Origin of the sequence: Mesorhizobium wenxiniae, assembly GCF_002284535.1 — a bacterium.
Lineage (GTDB): Bacteria > Pseudomonadota > Alphaproteobacteria > Rhizobiales > Rhizobiaceae > Mesorhizobium > Mesorhizobium wenxiniae.
In genome coordinates this window covers 266,939-293,214 of the sequence record NZ_NPKH01000037.1, presented here as the reverse complement: position 1 = coordinate 293,214, position 26,276 = coordinate 266,939, and the positions used below count along the sequence as shown (strand labels likewise).

25 protein-coding genes and 1 pseudogene are annotated in these 26,276 nt (G+C 59.6%); 15 read left to right on the top strand and 11 right to left on the bottom strand.

Annotated features, from left to right (window positions below):
* Positions 1-477: 477 nt before the first annotated feature.
* A complete protein-coding gene (locus tag CIT31_RS30115) occupies positions 478-780 on the top strand; it encodes a DUF982 domain-containing protein (RefSeq protein ID WP_029353270.1) in 303 nt (100 codons plus the stop codon).
* A 2,742-nt stretch (positions 781-3,522) separates the two neighbouring features.
* The gene (locus tag CIT31_RS30100) at positions 3,523-3,822 is read left to right on the top strand and encodes a DUF1236 domain-containing protein (RefSeq protein WP_029353259.1); all 300 of its coding nucleotides are present in this window, start codon (positions 3,523-3,525) and stop codon (positions 3,820-3,822) included.
* Between the two features lie 684 nt (positions 3,823-4,506).
* On the opposite strand, the gene CIT31_RS35540 is transcribed toward CIT31_RS30100, so the two are convergent.
* From CIT31_RS35540 to CIT31_RS30075, 3 genes are all read right to left on the bottom strand, one after another.
* Entirely contained in the window at positions 4,507-5,088 is a 582-nt protein-coding gene (locus CIT31_RS35540; RefSeq protein ID WP_245316519.1) for a VanZ family protein, read from the bottom strand.
* An 858-nt stretch (positions 5,089-5,946) separates the two neighbouring features.
* Complete coding sequence (locus CIT31_RS30080; RefSeq protein WP_095521495.1) at positions 5,947-6,156, bottom strand: hypothetical protein; 210 nt, start codon at positions 6,154-6,156, stop codon at positions 5,947-5,949.
* 636 nt (positions 6,157-6,792) lie between these two features.
* Complete coding sequence (locus CIT31_RS30075; RefSeq protein WP_095521494.1) at positions 6,793-7,029, bottom strand: hypothetical protein; 237 nt, start codon at positions 7,027-7,029, stop codon at positions 6,793-6,795.
* Positions 7,030-7,286: 257 nt separating this feature from the next.
* Between CIT31_RS30075 and CIT31_RS30070 the strand changes: the two genes are divergently transcribed.
* Positions 7,287-7,577: a hypothetical protein gene (locus CIT31_RS30070; RefSeq protein WP_065007739.1), complete on the top strand. Its 291-nt coding sequence runs from the start codon at positions 7,287-7,289 to the stop codon at positions 7,575-7,577.
* Positions 7,578-7,872: 295 nt separating this feature from the next.
* On the opposite strand, the gene CIT31_RS30065 is transcribed toward CIT31_RS30070, so the two are convergent.
* Complete coding sequence (locus CIT31_RS30065) at positions 7,873-8,409, bottom strand: MgtC/SapB family protein (RefSeq protein ID WP_029353246.1); 537 nt, start codon at positions 8,407-8,409, stop codon at positions 7,873-7,875.
* A gap of 1,476 nt (positions 8,410-9,885) precedes the next feature.
* Between CIT31_RS30065 and CIT31_RS30060 the strand changes: the two genes are divergently transcribed.
* A complete protein-coding gene (locus CIT31_RS30060; protein WP_133116234.1) occupies positions 9,886-10,104 on the top strand; it encodes a hypothetical protein in 219 nt (72 codons plus the stop codon).
* 219 nt (positions 10,105-10,323) lie between these two features.
* On the opposite strand, the pseudogene CIT31_RS35535 reads toward CIT31_RS30060, so the two are convergent.
* Together CIT31_RS35535 and CIT31_RS30050 are read right to left on the bottom strand one after the other, a co-directional pair.
* Positions 10,324-10,658 (bottom strand): annotated as a pseudogene (locus CIT31_RS35535) (alpha/beta fold hydrolase); the annotation flags it as partial.
* Between the two features lie 151 nt (positions 10,659-10,809).
* Entirely contained in the window at positions 10,810-11,454 is a 645-nt protein-coding gene (locus CIT31_RS30050; RefSeq protein ID WP_095521539.1) for a hydrolase, read from the bottom strand.
* A gap of 148 nt (positions 11,455-11,602) precedes the next feature.
* Between CIT31_RS30050 and CIT31_RS30045 the strand changes: the two genes are divergently transcribed.
* From CIT31_RS30045 to CIT31_RS30030, 4 genes are all read left to right on the top strand, one after another.
* Complete coding sequence (locus tag CIT31_RS30045; protein ID WP_095521492.1) at positions 11,603-12,496, top strand: LysR family transcriptional regulator; 894 nt, start codon at positions 11,603-11,605, stop codon at positions 12,494-12,496.
* Between the two features lie 177 nt (positions 12,497-12,673).
* A complete protein-coding gene (locus CIT31_RS30040) occupies positions 12,674-13,600 on the top strand; it encodes a pirin family protein (RefSeq protein ID WP_095521538.1) in 927 nt (308 codons plus the stop codon).
* 96 nt (positions 13,601-13,696) lie between these two features.
* On the top strand, positions 13,697-14,950 hold the full coding sequence (locus CIT31_RS30035) for a DUF5996 family protein (RefSeq protein ID WP_095521537.1): 1,254 nt from the start codon (positions 13,697-13,699) through the stop codon (positions 14,948-14,950).
* A 418-nt stretch (positions 14,951-15,368) separates the two neighbouring features.
* Positions 15,369-16,109 (top strand): SDR family NAD(P)-dependent oxidoreductase, encoded by a 741-nt coding sequence (locus CIT31_RS30030; protein WP_095521536.1) that lies wholly within the window; start codon positions 15,369-15,371, stop codon positions 16,107-16,109.
* A 453-nt stretch (positions 16,110-16,562) separates the two neighbouring features.
* Here CIT31_RS30030 and CIT31_RS30025 read toward each other — a convergent pair whose 3' ends face one another.
* Positions 16,563-17,522, bottom strand: a complete 960-nt coding sequence (locus CIT31_RS30025) for a LysR family transcriptional regulator (RefSeq protein ID WP_095521491.1) — start codon at positions 17,520-17,522, stop codon at positions 16,563-16,565.
* Between the two features lie 70 nt (positions 17,523-17,592).
* On the opposite strand from CIT31_RS30025, the gene CIT31_RS30020 reads away from it, so the two are divergent.
* From CIT31_RS30020 to CIT31_RS30000, 4 genes are all read left to right on the top strand, one after another.
* Positions 17,593-18,051 carry a cupin domain-containing protein gene (locus CIT31_RS30020; protein ID WP_095521490.1) on the top strand — a complete coding sequence of 153 codons (459 nt, stop codon included), beginning with the start codon at positions 17,593-17,595 and terminating at the stop codon, positions 18,049-18,051.
* Positions 18,052-18,353: 302 nt separating this feature from the next.
* Positions 18,354-18,923 carry a GNAT family N-acetyltransferase gene (locus tag CIT31_RS30010; protein WP_095521488.1) on the top strand — a complete coding sequence of 190 codons (570 nt, stop codon included), beginning with the start codon at positions 18,354-18,356 and terminating at the stop codon, positions 18,921-18,923.
* Between the two features lie 149 nt (positions 18,924-19,072).
* Positions 19,073-19,615, top strand: a complete 543-nt coding sequence (locus CIT31_RS30005; RefSeq protein WP_245316518.1) for a DUF924 family protein — start codon at positions 19,073-19,075, stop codon at positions 19,613-19,615.
* A gap of 246 nt (positions 19,616-19,861) precedes the next feature.
* Entirely contained in the window at positions 19,862-20,095 is a 234-nt protein-coding gene (locus CIT31_RS30000) for a hypothetical protein (protein ID WP_095521535.1), read from the top strand.
* Between the two features lie 601 nt (positions 20,096-20,696).
* Here CIT31_RS30000 and CIT31_RS29995 read toward each other — a convergent pair.
* Complete coding sequence (locus CIT31_RS29995; protein ID WP_342586966.1) at positions 20,697-20,966, bottom strand: hypothetical protein; 270 nt, start codon at positions 20,964-20,966, stop codon at positions 20,697-20,699.
* Between the two features lie 600 nt (positions 20,967-21,566).
* Positions 21,567-21,815, bottom strand: coding sequence for a DUF6894 family protein (locus CIT31_RS29990; RefSeq protein ID WP_095521485.1), 249 nt, complete (start codon positions 21,813-21,815; stop codon positions 21,567-21,569).
* Positions 21,816-22,301: 486 nt separating this feature from the next.
* Here CIT31_RS29990 and CIT31_RS35810 point away from each other — a divergent pair, with 486 nt between their 5' ends.
* Positions 22,302-23,087 (top strand): class I SAM-dependent methyltransferase, encoded by a 786-nt coding sequence (locus CIT31_RS35810; RefSeq protein ID WP_095521484.1) that lies wholly within the window; start codon positions 22,302-22,304, stop codon positions 23,085-23,087.
* A 259-nt stretch (positions 23,088-23,346) separates the two neighbouring features.
* Here CIT31_RS35810 and CIT31_RS29975 read toward each other — a convergent pair whose 3' ends face one another.
* Complete coding sequence (locus CIT31_RS29975) at positions 23,347-23,640, bottom strand: hypothetical protein (RefSeq protein WP_095521483.1); 294 nt, start codon at positions 23,638-23,640, stop codon at positions 23,347-23,349.
* The gene (locus CIT31_RS29970; RefSeq protein WP_095521482.1) at positions 23,637-23,846 is read right to left on the bottom strand and encodes a hypothetical protein; all 210 of its coding nucleotides are present in this window, start codon (positions 23,844-23,846) and stop codon (positions 23,637-23,639) included. The genes CIT31_RS29975 and CIT31_RS29970 overlap by 4 nt, the downstream gene beginning before the upstream one ends.
* 353 nt (positions 23,847-24,199) lie before the next feature.
* Between CIT31_RS29970 and CIT31_RS29965 the strand changes: the two genes are divergently transcribed.
* Together CIT31_RS29965 and CIT31_RS29960 are read left to right on the top strand one after the other, a co-directional pair.
* Positions 24,200-25,486: a tyrosine-type recombinase/integrase gene (locus tag CIT31_RS29965; protein WP_095521481.1), complete on the top strand. Its 1,287-nt coding sequence runs from the start codon at positions 24,200-24,202 to the stop codon at positions 25,484-25,486.
* Positions 25,483-26,235 (top strand): hypothetical protein, encoded by a 753-nt coding sequence (locus CIT31_RS29960; protein ID WP_133116233.1) that lies wholly within the window; start codon positions 25,483-25,485, stop codon positions 26,233-26,235. The genes CIT31_RS29965 and CIT31_RS29960 overlap by 4 nt, the downstream gene beginning before the upstream one ends.
* Positions 26,236-26,276: the final 41 nt, after the last annotated feature.

Here is a 26,276-nt window from a genome sequence, read left to right as displayed (position 1 = left end):
TCAACCGCATCACATCCGCCGAGTGCTCACACTACTTCAAAAACTCCGGCTATGACCGAAACTAATCTCATCCCGCTCTAGAGGGTGGAACACTGTCCTGCGACAAAAGTTTAGTGCCAGCAGCGTAGTATTGTCCCTTATACAAATGCTGCGAGATCGGTGGCCCCGACCAGCCCGCGTCCTCTCCCGGAGGGCGCGGGCTTTCTGCTGCCGCGTCTTTCCGTCGCCGCGAATGGTGCCGCCGGGCGGTCTTTGCGGTTTTCATCGGGAGCAATGGAGTTCAGAGCGTCGTCGGCTGCAGGTTGCAGCGGTACACAGCGACATTGCGCATGCGGTCCCAGTCCTGCGATGCGTTTTGCTTCAGTCCCGAATTGGTCCTTCCTTGACAGCAAAAAGCGCTCTTCACATATTTCCCCGCAGCCGTCGCTCACGGCTCTCGTGGAAGCTCAACACTCGTTCAGTTGAATGGAGGTTCTAATGAACGACAGGACTTTCGACCGGCCTGTTTTCGTCAAGAGAGGGGAGTTCATGGTGGAGGAAATCGAATGCTTGGCTGATGCTTTCGAGTTCCTGCAGGAATGGCCGAAGAATCGCAGAGGGCCAATCTTTGACACGGCGTTCCGAGCTTGCCAGCGCGCCTACGACGGCCAAGTTCCCATTTCAGTTGCACGCGAGGCTTTCGCCGGCTTCGCGAGATCGGCCAAGATCCTCGAGGACGTCTCTGCAGCTATGCCCTGGATGACGGCACCGAAAACCGGTCGCGGTGGCGTGACGGCATAACCATGTAGGTCCTTGGCGACGCCCTTGTGAAAATCGCCGGCATGGACAATCCGCCAAGCAGTTCCTGGCCGGTAGCGATGCGGTTACTGCGACAAGGGCGGCGCTTGAGGCACGGCTTGAGGAAATTCGCGCATTCGAGGACCCGTTCGATTCGGCAGATGGGTCTTTCTAGGTCAGAGCCCGGAGAGCGCGGCCACGCTGGGTCGAACAGGCCCCGAGCGAATCTCGATATCGAGGAGACGAAACCGGCCCCGGCCTCTGCGGGCTGCCGAGTGTGTAGCGGCGGGGGAGGGCACAGCGCGGGACATTCGCAATCTGGCCTCGTCGGGCATTGATACTGACCTCGCGACAACGATCAGCATGGAGTTCGCCATGGCGACGAGCAGGATTGCGTCCCCTTGGCCAAGGCGGGTCACTGGGACGATGCCGGCGCGCGCGAAGCACTCCGCGTGGCTGTCGTCCGCGACGTCGACAGGACCGTCGTTCCCCCGCCATTTTGGATGCTGGTGGGGAGTGTTCCTCAAGCGGAACATTACCGTCCGCTAACGGTGTGTGGGACCAGTGGGTCTACCCCCAACGCTTAGCCTGCTGGAGATCGGGCTGCATCCGGTCGGCCCGCGCCCAGAGGAGTAGCGCGGGCTTCTGCTTGCGCTTACCGGCTCAGCCTTTCGACCGTCTCAATTATGGCCTTTGCAAGAGCCCTCGCCCTCGTGGATCGGCTCGGGGCGGTAAAGCAACACGACGGCTCTTCGCTCGGCAGCACGCCGGCAGGGGCATGGCTGTTCAATAGCCTTACGCACGGGCTTGAGGGCGGCCCAAGCGTTGCTGATGTCATCGTGGCCGTCCATGCTTTCTTCGCCAGATGGACTGTCTCAACGTCGACCGTGAAGGCAGGGGCCCGGACGAGGCGAGGCCCTGTTCCATCAAAGTCTAACGACTGGGAAAGCGCACTGGAAAGCACGTGCGGTAACAGTTGATTCAACCATTGCTGGTATTTTAGAGCAGTGTGGTAGCGGCTCCGACAATGTGAGGCGGGGTGCTGAATTGCCGGAGCCGCCTGCGCAGTCCGGTTGGGTTTGACCGCGCCGTCCTATTCTGGGACAGCGCGGTCAACGATTCGTTAAAATGAGAACTAATTAAGCGTATGCTAATTGAATCGCGGTTTTGCGGGTCAATGCATGCGTTTGAGTTCGTCCCGCCACTAATGCCGACCTTGGTTGAGAAACCTCCCGAAAGCGGCGTCTGCTTCATGAGCTCAAGTTCGACGGCTATAGGTCGCAAATGATTATTGACGAATGCGGAACGCGCATTTTCACCCGCCGTGGGTTGGACTGGAGGACCTCCGCCACGCGTCGCTGCAGGATTTTTGCGAGGGAGAATAACCGGAATTCCGCCTCGGTTTGCGGGAGTGTTCGTCAAGCGGAACATAAGCTTGTGCTAACGGTTGTGTAGGATCAGTGGGCAACCCCCAAGATTTAGCCCTGCAGATCGGGTTGCAATCCGGTCGGCCCGCGCTCGGAGGAGTGGGCGCGGGCTGTGCTTACGCTATTACCGGCTCTCAATCATCCTTCGCAAGCGCTTCGCCTCAAACTGGTTCTCATGTCGATCGAACAGACTTGCCCGCCAGCATGTTGCCGAGCAAGGAAGCCGCCCTGTTGCGAGCCCGGGCCTACAGGGGATCGAGCCGCGCCCAATTGAGCGCGAAGAAAGGTTTATAAATGTCGGGGGCGCCCCATATGTTAATTCGCTCACCAGGTGCAAGCGCGTAAGCAACGTCATACTGCTTAGTGGTGCCATGGAACCCTGAAAAACTAACCGCGTTCCACCGTTCTGGATTGGTATTCCTAGCCTACACCATTCTTGTCCTGGCACGGTATGCTCCAGATTTCGAGAAACCTCGATCCGTCGTCGCCCCGCATATCGGCAAAGTCTGTCACTGCACCAACAGCCATTTGGACCCCTGGGAAGAGAATGAGCCTGTCTCTGCCGTCTTCCAAATGGAACCATCAAGTGGCAACGAGGCCTCCGTGCTTGTCCCAATTCAAGACCTTTATTGTCCTGGGCGACGTATGCTTGTTCACCAGCTTTGGGGTATTTGTGGCAAGGTTGGTAATTGAGCGCAATTAAGTAACTCGGCATCGCTACTAACGACACGACCAACACAATCTTTGGGGAAATCAAGCATCTGAAGCCCTCCTCACTGCGTCACGCAGGTTTTCATTCTGTCTTTTAATCGCACTCCGATGAAAAGTCGCGTGCAGGAAAGGCGATCTTTGTCGGCGGACTTGGTCAGCCGTTCTTTTCCGCGGACCACCCGCCCATCGAGCATGGCGGGCCGTCCTTTATCAGCGCGGGAAGGGACTTAGCTGCGCAGATCTCAATTTCGTCATTCCGGCCATCGTCAAGTCCGATCGGTCCCTAGCTAACGATCCTAGCTAACGATTATTCCAATCGCCAGGAATGTGATCGAAACTGCGACGACCAGGAGCGAGTAACCAGCGGGCTTGGTGGACACTATTTTCCATGGGCTCCTCCCGTGAACTTGCAGCGAGCAACGACTATGCGCAGGGGCGGTTCCGGATGGCGCGATGTCGGCCTATTACGCCAAAACAGGCGAGACTTACGTCCCGTCGCGCATCAGACCAAAGTCCCGCAAAAGGAACATTTGCAGCTGCCTGCGGTTTGGTAAGTCTGGCGCGAAGACGCGTTCAGCGGAACATAGCTCACATAAAGGAGGCCATCATGAGAATGCATCTTTCCACTGCAGCCGCGGGATTTTTACTGCTGGCAGGCATTGGTGCTGCTGCCGCTCAGGACGTAGTCATTGAGCCTGAACAGGAGACGGTCATCAGGGAGTACGTGAAAAAGCAGCCGCTCGCCTCAGTGAAAATCCCTGGAGTGGAGCTCAATATCGGCTCAACCCTGCCCGAGACGGTCGAGCTTCATGAAGTCCCCGACACAAAATACCGCACCGTTGTCGTCGACAACCGGACCGTTGTCGTTGACCCCGGCACTCGCAAGATCATCAAAATAATTGAATGACTTAAGCGACTGGGAGGAAAGCCCGCCGCGCCGAAAGGTGCGGCGGGCTTTTTTTGATCAGCTTATGGAGCGAAGTTGCCGGTGATGACGGCGAGAAAGAAAGCAACAACTCGGAACACATGCCAGCTACAGTCAAGCCGAGGCCGATTAACACAGCCCACGCAATCAGCTTACCTTAATTTCTCTCCGGCAGTTTCGACAGGAGATGGCTTTGTTCCACTTCGGTCGTTATCTTGCGGTTTAGCGAACAATCCCTCGTTATCATCCGATGCGGCAGGCCACTGCGCTTGCGCGGGCATCTCCGGCCTGCGAATGGAGCCATGCGCCATCGGCTGTTTTGGCGTCGAAAGCTACGGGCACGCTGTGAATCACGCACGCTGCCGCCAATATCTCCTCCAACTCGTGGTCGGTCGCGTTGCAAGCCGGCATAAGTTTCCGAAGGGCGCAGATTGCCTGTCCGATCGATAGGAAGCGGGCCTTGCCTATGGAAAGAACGTAGACTTCGGCGACTGTTTCTACCGTGACTGTGGGAAAAGAGTGAGTCATCGAGAATTCCTCCCTGAAACCTGACCAACACGATTTCCGGCCAAATGTGGCGGCCTTCAACGCTCTGTCTGATTGCGGACAGTTAGGCTCGCCGCCATTTCGGCCATTGTCTGTAGGCAATTCATTGAGTTGCTGATCCTAGAGAGGCCGGCCGGCGCGGCTCATTGCACGTGCGATCGCAAGCTGCGCCTCGACCTTGGCATTTTCCTTTTGCGTCATGTTGTCTGCGGAGATCAGCCGGCGTAGCGAGCGCATGATCTCTCCACGGGCCCAGCCCGCTTCCAGCATGCAATCGACGATCGCCTGAAAGCTTGGCTCAACGGCCTTCTGACAATCGATCTCGCGATCGGGATATTCGCCGGGTCGTTTCGGCGGGTTTCTCACCCGGTGCCGTTTTGTCCAGCTTGCGATTGTGATCCCGCACGCCATGCCAGCACAGTCGGCAATCCAGTCGAATGCATCCGGACCGCGCCCTATCAGTTGCGCGCCCTGAACAACTTCAATCGCCAGGACCGAAAATGCGAGGAGAACAATCAGCTTTGCCTTGTGTTTCGTCCAGCCGACACTTGCCAAGGCCGCCAAAACAGCGAATGCGGCGGCGTGGATGAGCTTGCCATGATGCGTGAAGGTCACTCCCGAATTCTGCAGGAGCCACGCCGGAAAAAGGGCGAGCAGCAGGAGAACGCCGGCCAACGCGGCAAGGAAAGCAACCCTTGCCACGATCGGATATGAGCCTGCGCGCAACAATATAGGTCAGCCCTTCATCCGAAGTTTGCAGAGGCCACTGCCAGCACGAAGCGGTCTAGAGCTGGGGCAGATTGTCAATTTCCAGCGGATCGGCGCATCAGCCGAATAGATGACAGCTTTGAAGCTGCGGCCAAAGGAGGGCAAGATGCTATTCCCTTCGGACTGGGGTCCTTACCAGCCGGCTAGGAGCTCTAGTCAGAGCAAAACGCTCCCCCTCGGCACGGTGCTCGAAACAGAACCAGTGGGGCGTCTGCCTCGGCTTCGCAAAAGCCCCATCCTGCATTCTTCCCGCAGCCAATGCTCGCACCTATGGTGCTAATGCCAGGGCGCGTGACGGGCTCCATTGCACTTGCAAGGCGGATCAGCTCGTCACTCATCGAATCTCACTTCAGTCGTGGAAGATTCGACAGCCGATCTTGACGAGCCCGGACGGCAAGAATCCACTGGCTCACGGAAAAATTCCGGGGATGAACGGCTGATCGTGGCTCCCAGGAAGGTGGCCGGCGCCGCTTGGGGGGCGTTGGGGTAGATTGCCTGTAGGGCGCCGGCCTGGCGGATTGGGGTCCGCCGCACCAAGAAGCTAACAGAGCTTGCGACCGTGGATATGGCGTGATCGCGGAAGTACCGTGCTTGGAGTATGTTCCTATCCAGCCGTGTTAGCGCGATGGCCGACAAGCCGGCGACAACTTACATCGTGAGTGTCTTCGAGAAACCGCACTGGCGAACGGTGCTGACCACGAAGGACAAGGCCAAGGCGGAAGCTATGGCGAGATCGGCGAGAAGGTTCAGATCGAAGAGATCACGCCGAAGGAGAAGCGCTAGCCGGTCAGCTTAGTGAAGTCGCGGCGCGCGAACATGTGCCAGCAAATTCGTTTCATTGACCACCCCGGATTGGAAGAGAGTCAGCGTGGTCGAGGCCAGAATCTGGCCGTCTATCGAGGTGCTGTACCATTTAGCGTCGGCGGTTATCTGGTCGACCACCCGCTGGCAGATCGCCCGATCTTCAGGCTTCAGGAACTGGCTTTGCGGTGCTCGTAGCATCTCGACGCCTTTAAATGGGGAGTTACTGTGTCTCCCACGCGAAGCCATGCGTGGATCTCGGAGAATGGACCGTAAACACATTCAGACAGAAAGTTGCCATTCGTTCGACCGGTGCAGGCGAGGTCTTAGTCAAGAGGGTTGCTACTATGCGGGACAACGCGCTTCGCTCCAGCGGGGACGGCCCAGCGGCTTTGGTGTGGGGGGAGGCCGCTGGGCCTGACAAGCGAGCCTTCGGGGGGCGCTCACCTGGCTGGCGGAAAACATGCGCTCAAGCTAATGGAGTCGAAACATTCGAACGAAGTATGTGGCGGCAATTCCGCTGTGTAGAAGCCATAAGGTGCGCCGCAATGGGTCAACACGTCTGGCACCGCAATTGCATGGTCAGGTCTGGGGGAATGGGGTGGAGGCCTGTCGCTTCGCAAATGTAGCGGCGGGTCTGCTTCATAAAGGTGCCCCCCAGCCTGTGCGCTGCTTCCGTCTCGCTTCCTCGTCAATCGCCCGGACCGGCAGATAGGCGGCCGGCAACGCAATGGTCAAGCCGGGGATCAAAGCCCGCGTGAAGCACGGGCGCGGCGAGAAGGACCTCCGCCACGCTTCGCTGCAGGATTTCTGGGACGAGGCCTAAAGCGGGACATCTCAGATCCCATACCTCAGGGCAATGAAGATCACCGGTGCAAAGATCAGGAAGATCGCCATTACTATAATCACCGCAAGGGCCAGGCGCTCTGTTCGCCTGACGATTTCAGCGACCTCTTCGTCGCTCGGCGAAATGAGATCAACCGCCGAGAAATCTGTTGGGTCAGGAGTTTGATTGTCATTTGCGGGTCGGCTTGCGACCTCATCGACATTCTGTCTGCTCTGGGTAAGGGGCACAGTTGTTTCCGCTGTTAGAGAAATATCGGGCGCCCGCCGATGAGGGATACAGCGGGCACCCGGAACCACCGACGAAGGGACTTTGCTCGGCGGCCAAGACCAATCCGTTAGTAAGATATTGGTTGCCAGCCTCAGCCCTCTGTCTTTAACGCAAAGACTTCAGTCTTACTGCATCATGGACCATAGCCCGGCGGCGGAACTAAGTGCCCGCCGGTCCCGTTGCCGACCAGTGATAATTCAGAATAGGAGAGATAGTCATGGCTGACGGTCCCACCGTTGTTAACTCAGGCGGAAATGGCGCCGGCACCGCTGTCGCCGTCGTTCTCGCAATTATCGCAATCGTGGTCCTGCTGTTGTTCACCGGCGTTATCAACATAAACGGCGGGGGCATCGGAAAGGACGTCGACGTAAAGGTTGAAGCGCCCAGGGTTGAAGCGCCGACGGTCGAAGCGCCGAAGGTCGAAGCGCCAACCGCGCCCGCTCCGGCAGAGCCGGCCGCACCTGCCCCAGCCGCGCCCGCTCCGGCAGCACCTGCTGACGGCGGCTAAAGGGACGCCTCCGTTTGCGGGGGTGTTCGTCAAGAGGAGCATTAGCGTGCGCTAACACTGTCCGGGACCAGCGGGCTTTCCCCCCAACTTTAGCCCGCTGCAGGTCGGGCTGTAACCCGGTCGGCCCGCGCTCGGAGGAGGAGCGCGGGCTTTTCCTTGTCAGTCCGACGCGCCAGACAAGGCGGAAGGCCGGCGCCGCTAAGGGGGTGAGGTAGAATGCCCAGCGACCGGCCCGGCGAATTGGGGTCCGCCACGCACTCCGCCGTTCGGCTCCTTGCGCGCGGGGCGTTTGTCCTCAGCCTTTGCGCCGCTTGGACACATCTTCTTCCGAAATGGGCTTTCCTTGTCCGGTGTTCTCGCCAATCCCGGACTTGGCTGCAAAACTATAAAGAAGGCCTGCCACGACAAGCACCAATAGCGTGCCGAGTGCCGCCACCTGCCACAGACCTAGCCCGCACGCCACGCCAATTGCCCCGGACAGCCACATGCCTGCACCGGTCGTCAGCCCGTGGACCTCGCCTCTCGAAAACAAAATCGATCCGGCAGCAAGGAACGCGACGCCAGCGGTAACCGCTTCGACGACACGAATCGGATCGACTTTCACGGAGTCCTGCAGAAACATCGGCGCGTGGACGATTTCAATCGTCAGAATACCGAAAGTAGCCGCTGCCACGCAGACCAGGATATGGGTGCGAAGCCCGGCAGGCCGATTTCGCCATTCGCGTTCGAAACCGATCGCAGCACCGAAGATCGACGCCAGCAGAAGCCTCGCCGCAATAACCGGAAACGGGAGGTATGTCGGATGGCCGAATTCTTGGAAAAGCTGTTGCATGCGTAACCCGGGCTGACCGGCCACAACGTGCTCGGGCGGGCCCGGTTCCCCAAGGTCTGTCGGAGGTAGCGCGCCTAGGTCAGGGCAGGGGGCTCTGCTAGCTTACCCCCGACTTTGACCGGTTTCCCCTGCCGCTTGGGGGCCGGGGGCTGCCGTAGGAGGGGATCGAGACGCTGACACGATCCTCCGTCACCCGCCCGCGCACTGTCGCCGTGATGGCGACCTCGTCGCCGATGTTTATGCCCCGAGCCATCTGATGATGATGGGGCGGCACGTTGGCTAGTCACGAGGTTGCTAATATACCTTGACCGGCAATAGCACGGCCTAAGGCGATTCCCAGGGCCGATTGCGACGCCGAAGGCGGCATTGGTTACAGTTGGGGCGCAAAGGCGCAGCGCTCCCGCAGGCTGGTTTGCGGGGCTTTCAGGATGCGAGCAAGATCATCAAGGGCGCTTTCCATGGCTGCTACCATAGATCGAAACGTTAAGTCTGTGAATTCCCCACCGTAATGGCGTTATCGCTCCAGTTTTTGCTAGAACTTAGTGGGGGGATTTGCAGCGCGGAACTAAGCCTCTCCGACGGCGTTCAAAAGTTGGGTCGGCTTGCGTGAAAGGGGATTATCGGATGCGATCGATTCTTTCGGCTGTTCTGGTGATGGCATCGAGCGCGGCAATTGCTCAGCAAGCTCCGCTCGAACAGCAGCGATGCTGGCTAGGTGGCATGGGGTATTCCCCCGGCGCAACGGTGCGGGCCAGTGATAGCGTAATGATGTGTTCACCTGCCTTCGTTTGGGAGGCCACCAAAGCCTCTGCGTGGGGGTGTATCTACAAGGGCGAGTTCTATAGCGCTGGCGCTATCACGGGCGGAGACCTGGCCTGGAACGAGTGTCAACCTGATGGCACTTGGAGATGGATAAGCCCCAAATAGCAGTGCCCGAGAGCGGCGATGGTGGCTAGGAAGGTCTGGTAACGGAGACTGCTGTCATGCCGTCGACCTGCGATACGCAAAACGGAGTACGATCCGGATAGAATGGGGAGAAAGCTGTAGACTTCGGAAATATGTGAGTTGCGAAATTCGCTACATGGCACCATTCTGGTTACACCCGAGCGGGAGGTGGCTGTGAACCACCTCCCGCCTTCCGGGGAGCCAACTGGTACTCAGGTCTGCAGTCTTTCACCTGTCGGGCGACGGCTGCAGACCCATCCAGCGCCTTCAATCTACATGCAGCGGCCTGATTGCGCCTGCTGCGGCTGCCTTTCCCCACAAGCATTTTGTTCCCTATGTGTTCTGGGATATCTTATTGACCGTGGAAAGAATTTCTTCCTGTCGTGGGCATGCCACACCGGAAGCGCCACGAACGTATAAGCGAGTACCACCTCAGCCGGATCGAACGGCAAGTGTTCTTACTGCGCGTTGCGCTTCAGGATGCGCAATTAAACCTGAAGCCGTTTCGCTCACACTGAGGCGATGAATGAAATGAGCAACGACGGCAAAGAGCAAATCGACTGGCTCAGCGACCAGATCGCCCAGGCCCAAATCATAATCGATGGCATACACAACGGCGAGAAGTGGTTTCGGTCCCACGATGGCAATAGCACGCCCGACGACGTGACGGAGCAGGTACTCCGCGACTATCAGCGGCAGGTGGACATGAACCTTGTCGTGCTGGAGAAGTGGCTCGCCAAGTCGAAATAGGAAACCCAAGCTGCGACTATGTCATGCCGGCGACCTTCCGCTGACCACTTCCTGCGGCCTGACACAAATTGCCTTGCAACTTCAACAGGTAGGCGCTTTCCCATATTTGCTTGACGCCTTTAGGCGAGAAAGACTAAACATTTCAGCAGCTTATCTAAAAATGGCTGTTGCAATCGCCCCGATCCTCGACCATGTTTGTTGGTACGGGAGGGGCTTCCTGCGTGCGTGGCCGTGCCGGTCATGCGCGACGACGCGATAGCCCTTCGACAGGAAGAAAAGCATCTGCGCGTCCCAGTCGTCGGAGCTGAGCGGCCAGCCATGGTGAAAAACGATGGGCTGGGCGTCCTTGGGACCCCAATCCCTGTAAAAAATCTGTCGTCGTCGCCGGTCGTGACAAAGCCCATGGTGTGTTCTCCTTCTGAAGTATCGTGGGTGGCGGGCCCCGCGGCACGCGCGCTAACCAATGGAAAGGCGAAGCTTGCGGTAAGCGTCGAGGCCGAGATCAGGGCGTCGCGGCGGTTGAGCGGTAGGCCAAGGGTGAAAGTAGGAGGCATCGAGGAACTCCGCGAGTTATTCAAAAGGCGGCGGGTGGGATCACACGCAATCGCCTCACATGAGCGGGCTTCCCTGTGAGGTGAGGGCGGCGAGGGCCGGCAAACGGATCGATTCCGATCCTCACCGAAATGCTCGCCATGCCGGCCAGGATCAGCCAGCTACTGGCGTGTTGAGAAGCTGCTGCTCCCAAAGATACGCGATGCCGCTGCCGCCGAAGTGCTGAATGAGAATCTCGGTCAGCTCCTCGACATGCTCGGTGCGCGCCCAATCGCGTTGCCATTCGCCAGCGAGCGCCATCACCGTCATCACGTTCGCGCCGGCCGCGATCATTCGCTGGATGGCAACTTCGTGAGACTCCTTCGAAATCCCGCCCGACGCGTCGGTGACCGCGGTCACGTCCCAGCCTTCGCCGGCGGCTTGGATCACAGGCATCGCGACGCAGACCTCGGTCCACAGGCCGGCGATGATCAGCTGCTTGCGGCCGGTCGCCGTGATGACGTTCACCACATTCTCGTCCTGCCAGGTGTTCACCCAGGTGCGATCGATGACTTCCTGGTCCGGAAATACGTCGGTGATCTGTTTAAAGAGAAGTCCACCGCGCGCCGCGATCACGCTGGTGAGAATGGTCGGAACATTGAAGGCTTTTGCTAGCTTCGCCAGCGCGGTCGTGTTGTTGACCACCATGTGCGGATCGTGGCTGTTCAGGTTTGCGAGCTGATAAGGTTGGTGATCGATCAGAACGAGGACCGAATCTTCGGGGCGAAGAAGCGAATCAAGGCCGTTGCGAAAAGCCATTACGACTTCCTTTCCTGCTGTTGTAAGCGGCATCGGGTTTTCCGGCATGCGTCAGCGGCGACGTCGCCCGCCGCAACTTGTCGTCCCCCATCGCGATGCGGTAGTGCCATAGTTCGGTAAGCTGTGTCGCGAGAAACGGAACGCCAGAATGGAAATCGAAGACCTAGAGACATTCGTCGCGGTAGCGGATGCAGGGGGCGTATCGGCGGCCGCGCGCCGGCTTGGCGTCTCCAAGTCAATCGTCAGTCGGCGGTTGTTGCGGGTTGAAGCGGAACTTGGCGTTCAGCTGCTTGCACGAACGACCCGCGGCGCCGCGCTCACTGAGGCGGGGATCACGTTCAGGGAACATGCGGCCCGGGCCAGCGCCGAGATCGACACCGCCAAGGAAACGATCCTCCCGACCGGCGAGCTGCGCGGCCGCTTGAGGGTTGCCATGCCGCTGACGTTCGGCCCGACGCACTTCGCCCCGGTGCTCGCGGACATGGCGCGCCAGCACCCGCAGCTGCACATCCATACCTCCTACAGCGATCGCTTCGTCGATCTCATCGCAGAGGGTTTCGATTGCGCGATCCGCGGCGCCTACCTTCAGGACTCCAACCTGATCGCGAAGCGCGTCGGGCCGATCCATGGAAAGCTTGTCGCAAGCCCCGATTATATCGAAGCCCACGGGTCACCCGAGACTCCGGACGAACTCGTCACCCATCAGGCCCTCATGCAGGGAACGGAAGCCTGGCAGTTCATGGATGGCAGCAAAATTGTTACGGTCCAGCCGCAGGGCAGGTTCAAGGCCGACAGCGCCACGGCGCTCGCCGCCGCGGCGGCGGCAGGTCTCGGCATTGCCTGGCTCCCCGATTGCATCACACATGAATATGTGGCCTCCGGCGCGCTGGTCCCGATCATGACACGCTATCCGGTACCTCCGGGGGCCGCGTATGTCGTACGCCTGCCGGGTCAGCATCCCACGCGGAAAGTGCGGGTGCTCACCGAGATGCTGACTGAGTATTTCAAACGGAACCCGGACCTTTGGGGTCTCGACCGCTAGAACGCGAACGGTTCAAAGGATTATCAAGGGAACCGTGTTCGACGTTGGCCCTACTTTCGGCGACATGGCCCGCACGTTCCACTTGCTGCGACACAGCTTGACGTATCACGGGGCTAGTTCGGTTGACGGTCGTGCGCCAGTTTAGACATTCCGGAAGCCCAAGAGAGGATGGCGCGCATGAGTTGGAACCCGGCAATCGAACCGGATGAGGTCGGAATCGACGCGATCCAAATCCTCATCGTTCCCCGTTCCCGCGACCTCGGCGGCTTCGAGGTCCGGCGCGCTCTGCCAGCGCCGAAGCGGCAGATGGTCGGGCCGTTCATCTTCTTCGATCAGGCGGGGCCGGCCGAACTATTGACCGGACAGGGCATCGATGTCCGTCCGCACCCGCATATCGGGCTCGGCACCGTCACGTACCTTTATCGCGGCGACTTTCATCACCGCGACAGCACCGGCGCCGACCAGATAATACGCCCTGGCGCGCTGAACTGGATGGTCGCCGGGCGTGGCGTCACCCACTCGGAGCGCACCTCCGCGGCGGCCCGGAGCGGTCCGAACAGTCTGTTCGGGATCCAGACATGGCTGGCCCTGCCCGACACGCATGAGGATATGGCGCCCACCTTCGAACATCACGGCAAGGAGGCGTTGCCGATGATCGAGGATAGTGGCATTTCGGTTCGGCTCATTCTTGGAAACGCCTACGGTAAAGTCGCGCCCGCGACGATGTTCTCCGAGACGTTCTACGCCGATGTGAAACTCGAGCGGGGAAGCCGGCTGCCAATGCCGGACGATCACGAGGACAGCGCCATCTACATCGTCGAAGGCTCGATCTCGATCGCCGGCCAGACTTTCGAGGCACCGCAGATGATGGTCTTCCGCCCCGGCGACAGGATAACGGTCGCGGCCGGCGACCAGGGCGCGCGGCTGATGATCCTCGGCGGCGCAACGCTCAGCGGACCGCGTTACATCTGGTGGAACTTCGTCGCCTCGTCCCGGGAGCGCATCGAAGAGGCCAAGGCCGAATGGCGCGCCGAGAATTGGGGCAAGGGACGCTTCGATCTGCCCGTCGATGACCGGAAAGAGCACATTCCTGTTCCGGACTGAGTGACAATGATGGAGTGATTGCGCGGGCGCAATTCAAGCGACCCGGACCACACGAATCGCTCCCGTATAGGGCAGATGCTGAATGGAGAAGGCGGAATGAACGACAACTGGCCCCACCTCGACTACCTCAGTTGGCGCGAGACTTGTTCCGCACTGCATCTCTACCTGCAGGTCGCGGGCAAATACCGGCTGGCGCATACGCCGTGGCTGAACCATTCCTGGAACGCGACCTTCTATGTCACGCCGAACGGACTGGCATCCTCACCAATACCGGACGGTCCGGGCATCGAGGTCCTGTTCGACCTTCGAGAGCACAGGGTCATGGGCACCTGCGGCAACGGGCGCAAGGCGTCGTTCGCACTCGAGCCGATGACCGTCGCGGCGTTCCACGCCAGCTTCGTGGAGTTGATTTCGGAGCTCGGCGGCACGCCGACATTCAACGGACAACCCAACGAGGTGCCCAACCCCGTACCCTTCGCCGAAGATCATCGCGAGCGGCCCTATGACCGCGACGCCGTTCGGCGCTTCCACCAAGCGCTCGTGGCGGTCGACAGGGTTTTCAATCGGTTCCGCACCTCCTTTGTCGGCAAATCCAGTCCCGTGCATCTGTTCTGGGGCGCTCTCGACCTGGCCGTCACGCGCTTCTCAGGGAGGCGTGCCCCGCTCCACCCCGGCGGTATTCCCGCCTTGCCCGACGACGTGGCCCACGAGGCCTATGACCGCGAGGTCTCGTCAGCGGGCTTCTGGCCGGGCGGCGGCGGCATCGACTATCCTGCCTTCTACGCCTACGCCTATCCGACGCCGAACGGCTACCGGGCCGCGACGGTCCGGCCCGATGCCGCGTTCTGGCACGACGGCCTATCTGAATTCATCCTCCCTTACGATGCCGTGCAGTCGGCGGCCGATCCCGATGAGGCCCTTACGGAGTTTCTAGTCTCAACCTACGAGGCGGCTGCCGATCTGGGCAGATGGGACCGTGATCTGCTGGAATGCGCGCAAGGGCGTTCGCGTCAGGTGCGCCGCCCGGACGCGGCGCTGGCAAAGGATGCGCCTTCAGCCGGCGACGAACGGGTTGAACGCGAGGATGGAGCATCGAAAGGGCGTTATCGGCTGATCATCGATGGCGTCGAGGCGGAGATGACCTACAGCCGGGCCGGTAAGAGGTTGATCATCATTGACCATACCGAAGTTCCGGCGGCCTTGCGTGGCCGCAAGGTCGGCGAGCGGCTGGTGAGACAGGCGGTCGAGGATGCCCGGCGCGACGGGGTCATCATCATGCCGCTCTGCCCGTTCGCAAAGGCGCAGATCGGCCGTCATCCGGAATGGCAGGACGTGCTACGTCGATCATAGGGGGCGTGGCTGTCCGCCGAAACACCAACAGGCCGCGGACATCGCCAAGCGTATCGGGCCCGCAAAGTCGCTTGATCACCAACGCAATCGAACTGAGGGCACCGTCCTCTGAAGCAGCGATGCGTGGTACGGCGCGACCGAGGAAAGCGTAAGCCGAAACCGGAATTGCCCTTCGCGCAAAGGCCCGGCTTGAACGAGTCGGTGGCATCGGACCGGCCATCGCTCCGGAAGGTTGTCGCCCTGTCCGGCTTGAGAGGCCATCGGCCGGCGTTCCCCCTTCGCAACACAGTTTGGCATTTCTCGACACTGAAAGTGACAGATCCCGAAACCAAATTGGTGATCAGGCCTTTGACCGCCTGCCGCGTCTCACGCCAATCGCCTGGGCGCTTGAACCAACATGGTAGAAAAGGACAAACATATGATCGATCTTAATGGGAAGCGTGCAATGGTTACTGGAGCTTGCCGGGGCATCGGAGCCGCGATCGCGCTGGCGCTGGCAGAGAACGGTGCTGACGTCGCGTTCACGTACCAGAGCTCGGCCAAAAAAGCTGAAGCGATGGCCAAATCCATCGAGCGCACAGGGCGTCGCGCAGTCGCCATCCAAGCCGACAGCGCCACCCCGGAGGCTATCATGCGCTCGGTGAGCGAAGCCGTCTCGGCGCTCGGTGGACTCGATATCCTCGTCAACAGCGCGGCCATCGGCCACACTGGAGCGATCGCCGAGATCGACGTGAATGACTATCAGGCCGTGATGGACGTTAACGTGCGAGCGCCGGTGTTGTTTGCGAAAGCAGTCATTCCGCATCTCAGCGAAGGGGGACGCATCATCACGATCGGTTCGTCCTTAGGGGAGCGGGTCCCGTTCCCAGGCATAACGGCTTATGCGATGTCCAAGGCGGCACTTACCTCCTTCACGCGCGGTCTTTCGCGCGAACTCGGCCCGAACGGCATCATCGTCAATCTTCTGCAGCCCGGGGCGACCGATACGGATTCAAATCCGGCGGATGGCGAGGCTGCCGATTTCCAGCGAAGCCTGACGTCTTTGGGACGCTACGCCCAGCCGCGCGAAGTCGCCAACGCTGGGGTCTTTCTGGCAAGTCCCGCCGCGAGCGTGATTACGGGCGCCATCTTGACCGCCGACGGCAGTGCAATCGCCTGAGCCAACTTGATATTCGCCAGCAGGCCAATCGCCTGCTGCAAGCTGCATCGAGCACGGCCTCGTCGCGGACTGCATGTGCCGAAACCAAACCTGCCGGTCGCATTTAGGCCCGGCGCTACAGGGCAGGGCCGTTGGATTTCAGGCCGAAGGGAAAGTTTGTCTGAACGACTGAGTTGAAGGCGCGAACCAGACCAGGCAAATTTGCCTGAAAAGGGGCCGACAGCGGAATGGCGGCTTAGAGCCGCAAATATCGAAAGGCGGGCATTCGCGTCGGGGAGGGCATAGTCGTGACCTGACCTAGACTAAGCGGACCGGCAACTTGCGCACCGATCAGTCGTTGAGGAGGCCTTACCGGAATCCCAGCAGCGGAGATTTCATCGGGAGGATCCGCTGCGTATCCGCACCCTGTGCGATCAGGTGCAACCAGGTACCAGCTTGGGGCCGGGCCGGTTCTTACCCCGTCGCTGAAGGTCGCGCCGTTCGTTCGAGCAGGTCGAAAAGCCATGCCACACCCGCATCCATCAGGGCAGCCTTCGACGTGATCGCGCAGATGCGCGAACGAATGAGAGGTAATGGGGGCTCTACGCCGACCAAGCCGAAATACCGGCTATACATTGCCAAAAAACTCCTCGGAAGCGCAGCGATAAGATCCGTCTCCGAGATCACACCGAGCGCGAACATGAAGTTGGGGACGGTAAGCGCAGCCCGGCGCGTGCGTCCCTGCTCGGCAAGAAAATCGTCAACGAAGCCGTAGGCATCGCCGGTGAGCGAAACGACCAGATGCTGCTCCTGGCAGTAAGCATCTAGCGTCGGATTCTTGCTGAACGGGTGGCCAGCTCGCATGGCGATCACGAAATCCTCTTCGTAGAGGGCCCGGGCGACGAAGCGCGCCGGAACGGCGTTGTCAGCCGGGACCACCGCAATATCCATCGCCCGCGCCTCAATGTCCGGGAGAACCGGTTCCCAAACACTATCGGTCGTCCTAACGGCACGCGGCGGAAGGATCTGGCGGACGCTGATATCGACCCCCGGTGCGGACACATGCAGGGCGGAAAGCAACGGGGAGAGGAAAACGGCCGAGACGCCATCGGGTGCGCCGATCGTGAAGCGGCGCGTGGATGTGGCGGCGTCGAATGGCTCGGCAGTAGCGATAACGCTGCGCGTTCGCGTGAGAATGTCGGCGATCGGTGCGGCCAGGTCCATCGCTCGCTCCGTCGGTACCACGCCCTTCGGTGTTCGCAGGAACAGCGGATCATTGAGCAGCCGTCGCAGTCGGCCGAGACCATGGCTGACGGCCGACGGCGAGAGACTGAGCCTTTCCGCCGCCTGGCCGACGTGCCGCTCTTCCAGCACGACCTTGAACAGGACGAGCAGATTGAGGTCAACTCTCGATAGATCAATCTCATTCAGCATGTCGCTGAAAACATGTCACTGGATTCAGGTCTCTGCAAGTGCGATTTAGACAAATCGTACGGAGAATTTCATGTCACGAGCAGCCGCTGAGGTCCTGCAACCAATCATTGCCAAACCCGGCACGCCTCCGATCTCCGCCGTCGGAACGTCCCTCGTTGTTCGAGAGTGGACGATGTCCGGCCCCGATTGGATGCATGTACATGAGTCCGACGACGAGGCATGGCATGTGCTGGAAGGGATGCTTCGCTTCAAGTTCCTGGATCGGGAGGTCGATGCCACCCCCGGAACGACGGTCTTCGTGCCCGCCGGCCTTGCGCACACCTATCAGGCGATCGAGCCGAGCCGCTACCTCATCATCCTGACGCCGAAGATCGACCGTCTCATCGAGAGATTGCTGGATCCGACGGAGGTTTCCGATTTGCGCACGACGCTCGGCGAATTCGACACGGTAATGGTCGATCGCCCTGCAAACGACGGAGCAGACATTCACACGCCGCAGCATGGAGGCTTGGATGCCGTGGACGTTTGAATGGGCCGCCCTCATGCATGGGCTGTACTCTCGGGAGGCTTTTCTGGAGCTGGCAGCGCTCACCGGATTAGAGTTGCCGCATCGCAGTGCGTCTTCGAGAGAAGCCGCTCGAGGATCCGAGGAGGCACATAAGACCCGCGACGAACTGCATCGGCAGCGCGGCTACGCGCCCAAGGATCAGCGCGCGCGCTTGTCCGACGTCGTGACCCGATTGTGAAGACGGCAGCGGCTATGATTGCGGCAATGACCGGTCGTGCCGGGACTACGGCTGCCGAGCAGTTCTTACACAAGCGAACAAACAGATGATCATGCCTTCCGATCACGCCTCCCTATTCGCCCATCCCGTTCGTATCATTCCGATCACGGCCGAATTGCTTGCCATCGAAGAGCAGGGCGTCGCCGGACTCGCACGAATTCTCGATGTGGATCCGCCCCTCGAATGGCCGGCCGAGTTCGGGGGAGAGCACTATCGGCGCGTGCTGCTGGACCTGATGCAGCGCCATCCGGCGCTGGGGCAGTATGGCGGCTGGTACGTGATCGCGGCTAACCGCCTTGTCGGGTTCTGCGGCTTCAAGGGTCCCCCGGACGCGCGCGGCCTCGTGGAGATCGGCTTTTCGATCGCCGCGCCGCACCAGCGAAATGGATACGCCCGCCAAGCGGTCGCCCTCCTCCTCGCTCGGGCTTCTGCCGACCCAATCGTGACCGGTGTCGCCGCAAGGACGCTTCCACACTTGGAGGCATCGCGTCGAGTGTTGGAAGCCTGCGGGTTCAAGCTCAGCGAGACCATCGCGGACGACAAGCTCGGCGTTGTCCTTCGTTACGTTCGCTCTCTCGATCGACGTGCTGAGTCAGTGATGAACAGAGGCGCTTAATATCCCACTGACAAACCGGGGGCTGGGTTCCACTGAGCACCCATCCAAAACGCAAGTAACCAAACCAGACCGGGAGCTTTAAGATGTCGCCATCTCTTCGACGGGCTCGCCCGCATGATGATGCATGGACGAGCCCTCCCACTCTCCCCATGCAGCCCATTTTCCCAGTCGATGCCGTCGCATTCTGGCGCGAGGCTGGACCCGAGCTGTGGTTCGCAAAGGACGAAACCTTCGACCGGCGGTTCCGGCATCGCTTCTCAGACGCCCATGACGCGGCCGCCAGTCACGCCCTCGATCATTGGATGGCGTCCGCCTATGGCAGCCTGGCTCTGATCCTGTTGCTGGACCAGTATCCTCGCAACGCCTTCCGCGGATCGCCGCGCATGTACGCCACCGATGAAAAGGCACGCCGGCTCGCTTCCACGGCGATTGAGCTCGGACACGACAGGCAAGGACCTCAGGACCTGCGGCTCTTCTACTATCTGCCTTTCGGCCACTCGGAGGATCTCGTCGATCAGGATCTGTCCGTGTCGCTGGCTCACCAGCTGGGCGAGCCATATTTCGCGCGGGCGAAGCACCACCGCGAGATCGTCCGCCGCTTCGGGCGCTTTCCCCATCGCAACGCTATTCTCTCGCGTGAAAGCACCGCGGAGGAGCTGCATTTCCTGGCCAACGGAGGGTTCGCAGGATGAGGTGGACAACGTTGTTGGCAGCCACAGCTTGTTGAGCACCGCGACAGCACTCGGGGGCGGCGCGCGCGGGACGGTCAAGACCAAGGAGGAGGGGGTAGTTGAGGTCGAGCGCGCCTTTACTCGCCGAATCGTCAAGGCGGACCGGCGTTAGACATAAGCACCCCCTAATCGATGAACGCCTTATGTACGTTCCCGGAACAAATTGCGGGTGCTATGGTTTGCCCCGAAACCAACGTGGAGTTTGTCATGGAATTGGGCGAGATGCAGGCCATTGCCGATACGCTCATGCGTGTTGTGGCACCGGACATGTCACCGAAGCAATTGCTGAAAGCTGTCAAGAAGGCGTACCCCAAGGCATCCAGGAAGGACATAGCCAGGGCGGCGTTCTTCTCGATCTTTTCAAACGCGGACCAAGATCACGGCAAGGCCAAGAACCTTCAAGCGTTCGCCATAGCCGAGCGTGTCAATGACGGCCCGTAGCGCTGTCCAACCGTAAATATTGCCGCCGCTGGCGATTCAATAGCGGCCACCGGTAAGCGATAGCCCCGCATTTCCTTTGTAGAGGTAGACGGCATTCGACGGCCCGGCTTAGACCTTTCCGTTGAAGCATCGAGCGTTTGACAAAGACAGTGGAGGATGCCGTCATCAAGGTTGAGCGCGCCTACACTCGCCGGATCGTCAAGGCGGACTGGCGCTAAATCCAGACCAGCAAACAAGACGCCAGTCGCCAAGCCGGCGCCAGGCCGCGCTAGGCGCGTCGGCGGCGTTATGACAGCGGCGATCGCTACGGCGAGAATGGTCGGCGCCTCTACAGTGCCTATGATGCCGCAACAGCAGCCCGGCCAGGTCGCCAGATCTCCCCGAAGCGATGGCGTCTTGTCGCCATCATAAGTATGTTGCCGCAGCAGCTAGGAAGAAACCCGCCCGGCCGAGGGGCAACCGGAGCGGGTTTTTTATGTGGCCTGAAACGGGTGGGTGCCTTCCGTTTCTACCATGTAATCAACTTGCAACCGCCATTTGGGTTCCGTTCAGGGCTGAAAGATATCTTGCCCAGCCAGCGCTATTTCGGGCTGATGCAGCATCAAGTCCGCTTATCCACCAGCGGCGTCTTCCGATTCGGCGGGACATAGCTGGTCACCAGCCTGACCTTATCGATATCCACCGTGACCGCCGGGCTTAGACCGATCGTCACCTTGCCCTCATCGACGCGCAGGACGTCCCCGACGAGTTCGATCTGGTGGCCGCGCTTCACCGTCTTGTCAACGATCGAATGCGGGAACCCATAGGAGGGGATGGAGACGCTGATCCTGTCCTCGGTGACGCGCCGACGGACTGTCGAGGTTATCGCCACCTCAAGATCTTGATGCCCCCTAGCCATCCTTCGATTCTGGGGCGGCGTATTATGTAGTCAAGAGGATGCTAATATACCAGACAGCGCGCTTCGCTAGCGGAGACGGTCCAGCGGCTTGGTTGCGGAGGGTGGCAGCTAGAGGCCGCTGGGCCTGACCAGCGAGCCTTAGGGGAGCTCGCCTGGCTGGCAGATACATGAGCTAAAGCTAATGGAAGCGAAACATGCGAACGAATTACGTGGCGGGAATTCGCCCGTCGCTTCGCAAATGTAGCGGCGGGGGAGCGGACGCCACTGATCGGCCGCGTCAAACACCCGCGTTGGCGAGGAAGACCTTCGGCATGCCTCGCTGCAGGACTTTCGCGAGGCAAAATGATCGCCACGCGATGGAACATTGCGCTGACTTAGAAGTTTGGGATCGGGTGAATCTAGCGCAGAATTTGCCCCGTCACGCCCACCTCCATGGGTTTCGGGCCCGTTCCGGACCTCTCAACCGGGACGGGCTCTGGACGCAAAACCCCTCAGGGAAAACGCAAGCATAGCCCGATAAGAAAAAAGAAGCGTTCAGAAAGCCGCTGCTGCTAGATCTGCTTTGGGTGTGCCTCAGTTTGGAAACTGTAGAACGATTGCTTCGAAGATGAGATGGGTTTTCAAGCAGGGGTCGCCGTGCCCGTCACGTACAGTGATTGCCAGTTCCTGCCGATCGGCTCTGGGTACTACATTCTTTGACCATTCAGCGAGAGCTTGCGCAGCTTCCGCTTTGGCGGCCGCCAAATCCGGCAACTCCAAGCCAATGTCATCGACGATAGCGAGCTCGTTGCTTTCATCCCAATCGAAGTAAAAGCGAGGCATGATCGCTTCTAACCTCAGGCTGGGCCGGATGTTCCGCTCAGCCTTTCAACCTCTGAATAGATTTGGCAACGGCAGGGCATTCGTCCCCGGCAGGGCGGGCTTGACACTCAGGCTTTCCGCAGCCTTACACCGGCGCCGCCCCCATTCTCGGGGATGAACTCGACGCCGGCCGCTTCAAGGGCGAGCCGCACAAAGTCTAGAGCCTCCAGGGAGCCGCCAACCTTCCCGGTCTCAAAGTTCGAGATTGAGTTTCGATGAACCCCCGCCGCCTTGGCCAGGTCTCGAAAGGGGAATACCATGCGAAAGACAACGCGCGCCGGAGCAGCCGGCGTGGGCATCCTGAAAACGGCCAATTCGCTTCCTACATTGGCCGAAGGTGCAATCGCATAGGCAAGGGTGTCGCATGATCAGACTTGTCGTCAATGCCCTGATCGTCGCCGTGGCCAGAGCGGACCGTAAACCCTCTTCACCGCGAGGATTCCCGTCATGGCTAGAGAAGGGTCTCTGAGAAGATCGACATCGGTCTTGACTAGGGCTCGGCGGCTCGGACGAAAGATCCTGCGCGGGCTGGAGGGAGACAGCCGATCCCAACAGCTCAGAGACGAAGTTCTGTTTTGGAGACACTGGTTCTCCACTCAGGGATCATTCTGGCCAGAGGACTACAAGGAACGTCTTGACCCCAATTTACCAATTCAGGATCACGTTGGGCGATATGTCGACAGGTTGACGACCAACCCAGTTTCCATACTCGATGTGGGCGCTGGCCCCTTGACGAAGCTCGGCAAAGTACATGCCTCGAAAGAGATCATGATTACTGCAACTGACCTGCTGGCAACAGAATATGATCAAGTTCTGAGAGATTTTGGGATCCAACCTCTTGTGCGAACAGTCTTTGGTGACGCCGAAAATCTTAGCATCCAATTTGGCGATTACAGTTTCGACATCGTGCATGGACAGAATTGTATAGATCACACGGCTAGTCCACTCAAGGCAATACAACAGATGCTCTCGGTCACAAAACATGATGGTTTCGTCGTGCTTTATCATGCTGAAAACGAGGGAAAGACGGAATCGTACAAGCAGCTGCACAAGTGGGACTTCACATGTGAGAAAGGACATTTCGTTATCAGAGGGCCTGGACCGGGTGGGGATTCGGTGGATGCCACTGACGCGCTGGCCGCGGTAGGGTCGGTTGAATGTAGCTTGGATGACGGCGCGGTGCTTGTTGCAATCCGAAAGCATCAGCAAAGACTGTCTTCGACGAACTGCTAAAGGCGCCTTGCTACACCATGAAGGCCGTCCAGATGAAGGCCGCTCTGCTTCTCGACGACAAGCTGGGCTACAGCGACAATGATCTTGGAACAGCAAGAGGCGCAAGCCCTTCTTTCCTGCTGGTGCAGTCATGAGCGCGGAATCCGATCGTTGAGCCCTGCGTCTACTTTCGTGGAATTTCTGGAGGCGCCGAGGGAGCGGCACTGATCATTGCGCAAGCGAAACGATGCCCGGCCGCTTCGGTGGCCGGGCATCGCCCTTAAGGCCGTTGGCCTTCCGGGAATTTCGCGAGCACGTCTGCGGGCTGGATGCACGCAAAAAATGCCTCCACCTCGTTCATCAGTTCTCGCGAACCGATCGTCGCGCCCTCGATCTCGAAGATCAGCGATTTGTCGCCAACACTGACAAGACTGTTATAAGGGCCATCGACGGGACCGCGACGAGCTGACTTTTCCTGTTTGGCAAACGGCATCCTAACTTTGGCCAACTGCTCTTTCAAAGCGGCGGCCTCAGAGGCGATCTTGCTCGAAAAGCATTGCTTGTGTTGCGTCATCGTTCGAATGATTTCGTAAGCACCCAACGTCCAAAACCAAAAAAGTCATACGCCTTCATGATATCCGGGCCGGGATCCTTCTGGTCTAGAGCCGCCTTGATCTCCAAAGCCATTCGCCGGAGCGACTGGAGCTGAGTCACTGTGTAGATTGAAAAAGCCTTCAGCGGATTGCGCCGGTACATTTCCTCGAACTGGTCGTCGTCCATGTCACACTCCTCGGCACTGTCAAACCATCGGCGGGTTTTGAATGTTGCCCCAAATGTTGCCCTGGGAGCAAATCGCCCAACTTGGCGATTGCGAAGGCTTCCAGCTTAAGTGCTTGAAAATGCTTGGCTCCCCGGGCCGGATTCGAACCAGCGACCAACCGGTTAACAGAGGCTTGCCTCCACATCTTCCTGCAATACCGTGCGACAGCCTGAAACTCGCTTAACCCTTGCTGCACAAGGCATTCATCGATGCATGTCGTCGCCGCTTGTCGCAACGTGTATCGACAAAGCGCATGTATTGGCGTACCTATTGCCGTACCTAATCGAAACCGGTTGGTCTCTGGGGATGCCAAATGCCAACAATCGAACTGACAGACAGGTTCTGCCAAACCGCAAAGGCCGTAGACGGAAACCAGACTGACTATTTCGACACCGTGGTGAAGGGTTTGAGCCTCCGGGCATCGCCTGCGGGCACCAAGGCGTTCTATCTCAACTACACGCGCCCGGCCGACGGCAAGCGTGCGCGAATGAAGATCGGGCGGTATGGCGAAGGCGACCCAAAGCTGACGCTAGCCAAGGCGCGTGACAAGGCCAGGAGCGCGCGCGGCGAGATCAGGGAAGGAACGGACCCACTTGTCGAGAAACGCGCGCTGGCGGCCTCGCAGACAGTCGCTGACCTCATTGACAACTATGTTGCTCGGCAAGCCGCCACAAAGCGCTCTGGTGACGAGATCGCCCGCCGGCTTCGGAAGAACGTCAAGGACGTGATCGGGACCATCAAACTTGCGGAACTGCACCGCCGCGACATCACCAAATGCATAGATGCCGTGAAGGACCGTGGTGCCCATGTTGAGGCAAACCGGATCTTCGAAGATGTCCGCGCCATGGTGCGATGGGCGAGGGGGCGCGGCGACCTCGACAGCAACCTTGTCGAAGGAATGCGCCGGCCGACCGAGACGACAGAGCGCGACCGTGTTCTGTCTGCCGGTGAAATCCGCACCATGTGGGCAACGCTGGCCGACGCCGACATGCGAGAGTCGACGCGGCGCGTCGTTCGTCTGTGTCTGGTCACCGCGCAGCGTGTTGGCGAAGTCTCGGGCATGACTCGCGACGAGATCGACCTCGACGGCAAGTTGTGGACGATCCCGGCCGAGCGATCGAAAAACGGTCGCGAGCATGTCGTGCCACTGTCCGACATGGCGATCGACATCGTCAAAGAGCAGATGGCGGACGCCGAGGCGCTAGCCGCCCGCAAGGATAGGGACGTCGCGGCTTTCGTCTTCCCCGGCCCGGGCGCACGCGCTGCCGTGACCGGCGCCGCAATCGCCAAAGCCGTGAAGCGCGAGGAAGTGACGAAGCGCGGGGTCGTCACGATCATGGGCATATCACCATGGACGCCTCACGATTTGCGGCGCACCGCAGCCACGCACATGGAAGAGATCGGCATCTCCCCGTTTGTCATCGGCCACGTTCTCAATCACGTCAGCGCGACGAAGGCGTCGATCACCAGCCGCGTCTATGCTCGATATGACTATGCGCGCGAGAAGCGGGAGGCACTGGATCTGTGGGCCGATCGGCTCGTCGCCTTAGTTGAGGGCAGGGGCAATGTCGTGCCGCTGCGAAAGGCGGTGGCGCAATGAGCCGGCGCAATCCGCTTATTCGTTCAATGCTGATGATCGCGAACAGCCGATGCAAGGCATTGCGCGGGAGGTCGCTATTTCCAATCGAGATGCGCGAAATTTACAAGTTGCTGATTCAATCCTTCCACCTTGTCCAGTCGATCGAATGTGGATGGTATTCGTCAGCAGTGCAGGCCGAAGCCAAAAAACTCGAGTATTTGGAGCGAGCCCTGGCCGCCCATATAGCTCGACATTGGAACCTGGACGATGAACTCGCTCCCTTCACGGACGAAGAAAGCGCCTTCGAATGGCTGGGAGGTGGTGACGACCTCAATTCCGAAGTCGGGGACTATTTGGGCGGGAGCGACCGTTACTTTGAACGAACCATGTGGCACCTGCTCTCCGAGACTTGGGAGTGGCTTAACAGCGCAATCCAGGCCGAGAAAATTGTGGAGCGAGAGCACTGGAACCGCGGGATCGAAAGTCGCTCCCGACTGCCCGAGCATATTTTCAACTTCATAAGGGACATTTGTGTCATCTGGTCGCGCTTCGTCGACCCTGACCTTGGCCTTCCGCGGCGCGATCCAGATCCAGATAATCCGTTGATCCGGTTCGTGCGGCTGCCGTTGGAAAAGTTGCTCGGTGAGCACTGCCCGCCCAACAAGACATTGCACACAGCAATCATAGATCACATCAGACCTGTTGCTCTGGAGATCGTGCATTCTGCCAAAGAGAGGGAGGTGGAGTTTTCTGACCCAGATTTTCGCTGAAAACTCCACGGTGACGGCTCCCTGCAACTGAACGATGTTCC

Excerpts from the sequence above, each read along its gene's own strand:
- CIT31_RS30115 (WP_029353270.1), top strand. The coding sequence starts at position 478 with ATGAACGACAGGACTTTCGACCGGCCTGTTTTCGTCAAGAGAGGGGAG.
- CIT31_RS30100 (WP_029353259.1), top strand. The coding sequence starts at position 3,523 with ATGAGAATGCATCTTTCCACTGCAGCCGCGGGATTTTTACTGCTGGCA.
- CIT31_RS30080 (WP_095521495.1), bottom strand. The coding sequence starts at position 6,156 with ATGCTACGAGCACCGCAAAGCCAGTTCCTGAAGCCTGAAGATCGGGCG.
- CIT31_RS30070 (WP_065007739.1), top strand. The coding sequence starts at position 7,287 with ATGGCTGACGGTCCCACCGTTGTTAACTCAGGCGGAAATGGCGCCGGC.
- CIT31_RS30065 (WP_029353246.1), bottom strand. The coding sequence starts at position 8,409 with ATGCAACAGCTTTTCCAAGAATTCGGCCATCCGACATACCTCCCGTTT.
- CIT31_RS30060 (WP_133116234.1), top strand. The coding sequence starts at position 9,886 with ATGAGCAACGACGGCAAAGAGCAAATCGACTGGCTCAGCGACCAGATC.
- CIT31_RS30050 (WP_095521539.1), bottom strand. The coding sequence starts at position 11,454 with ATGGCTTTTCGCAACGGCCTTGATTCGCTTCTTCGCCCCGAAGATTCG.
- CIT31_RS30045 (WP_095521492.1), top strand. The coding sequence starts at position 11,603 with ATGGAAATCGAAGACCTAGAGACATTCGTCGCGGTAGCGGATGCAGGG.
- CIT31_RS30040 (WP_095521538.1), top strand. The coding sequence starts at position 12,674 with ATGAGTTGGAACCCGGCAATCGAACCGGATGAGGTCGGAATCGACGCG.
- CIT31_RS30035 (WP_095521537.1), top strand. The coding sequence starts at position 13,697 with ATGAACGACAACTGGCCCCACCTCGACTACCTCAGTTGGCGCGAGACT.
- CIT31_RS30030 (WP_095521536.1), top strand. The coding sequence starts at position 15,369 with ATGATCGATCTTAATGGGAAGCGTGCAATGGTTACTGGAGCTTGCCGG.
- CIT31_RS30025 (WP_095521491.1), bottom strand. The coding sequence starts at position 17,522 with ATGCTGAATGAGATTGATCTATCGAGAGTTGACCTCAATCTGCTCGTC.
- CIT31_RS30020 (WP_095521490.1), top strand. The coding sequence starts at position 17,593 with ATGTCACGAGCAGCCGCTGAGGTCCTGCAACCAATCATTGCCAAACCC.
- CIT31_RS30010 (WP_095521488.1), top strand. The coding sequence starts at position 18,354 with ATGATCATGCCTTCCGATCACGCCTCCCTATTCGCCCATCCCGTTCGT.
- CIT31_RS30005 (WP_245316518.1), top strand. The coding sequence starts at position 19,073 with ATGCAGCCCATTTTCCCAGTCGATGCCGTCGCATTCTGGCGCGAGGCT.
- CIT31_RS30000 (WP_095521535.1), top strand. The coding sequence starts at position 19,862 with ATGGAATTGGGCGAGATGCAGGCCATTGCCGATACGCTCATGCGTGTT.
- CIT31_RS29990 (WP_095521485.1), bottom strand. The coding sequence starts at position 21,815 with ATGCCTCGCTTTTACTTCGATTGGGATGAAAGCAACGAGCTCGCTATC.
- CIT31_RS35810 (WP_095521484.1), top strand. The coding sequence starts at position 22,302 with ATGGCTAGAGAAGGGTCTCTGAGAAGATCGACATCGGTCTTGACTAGG.
- CIT31_RS29975 (WP_095521483.1), bottom strand. The coding sequence starts at position 23,640 with ATGACGCAACACAAGCAATGCTTTTCGAGCAAGATCGCCTCTGAGGCC.
- CIT31_RS29970 (WP_095521482.1), bottom strand. The coding sequence starts at position 23,846 with ATGGACGACGACCAGTTCGAGGAAATGTACCGGCGCAATCCGCTGAAG.
- CIT31_RS29965 (WP_095521481.1), top strand. The coding sequence starts at position 24,200 with ATGCCAACAATCGAACTGACAGACAGGTTCTGCCAAACCGCAAAGGCC.
- CIT31_RS29960 (WP_133116233.1), top strand. The coding sequence starts at position 25,483 with ATGAGCCGGCGCAATCCGCTTATTCGTTCAATGCTGATGATCGCGAAC.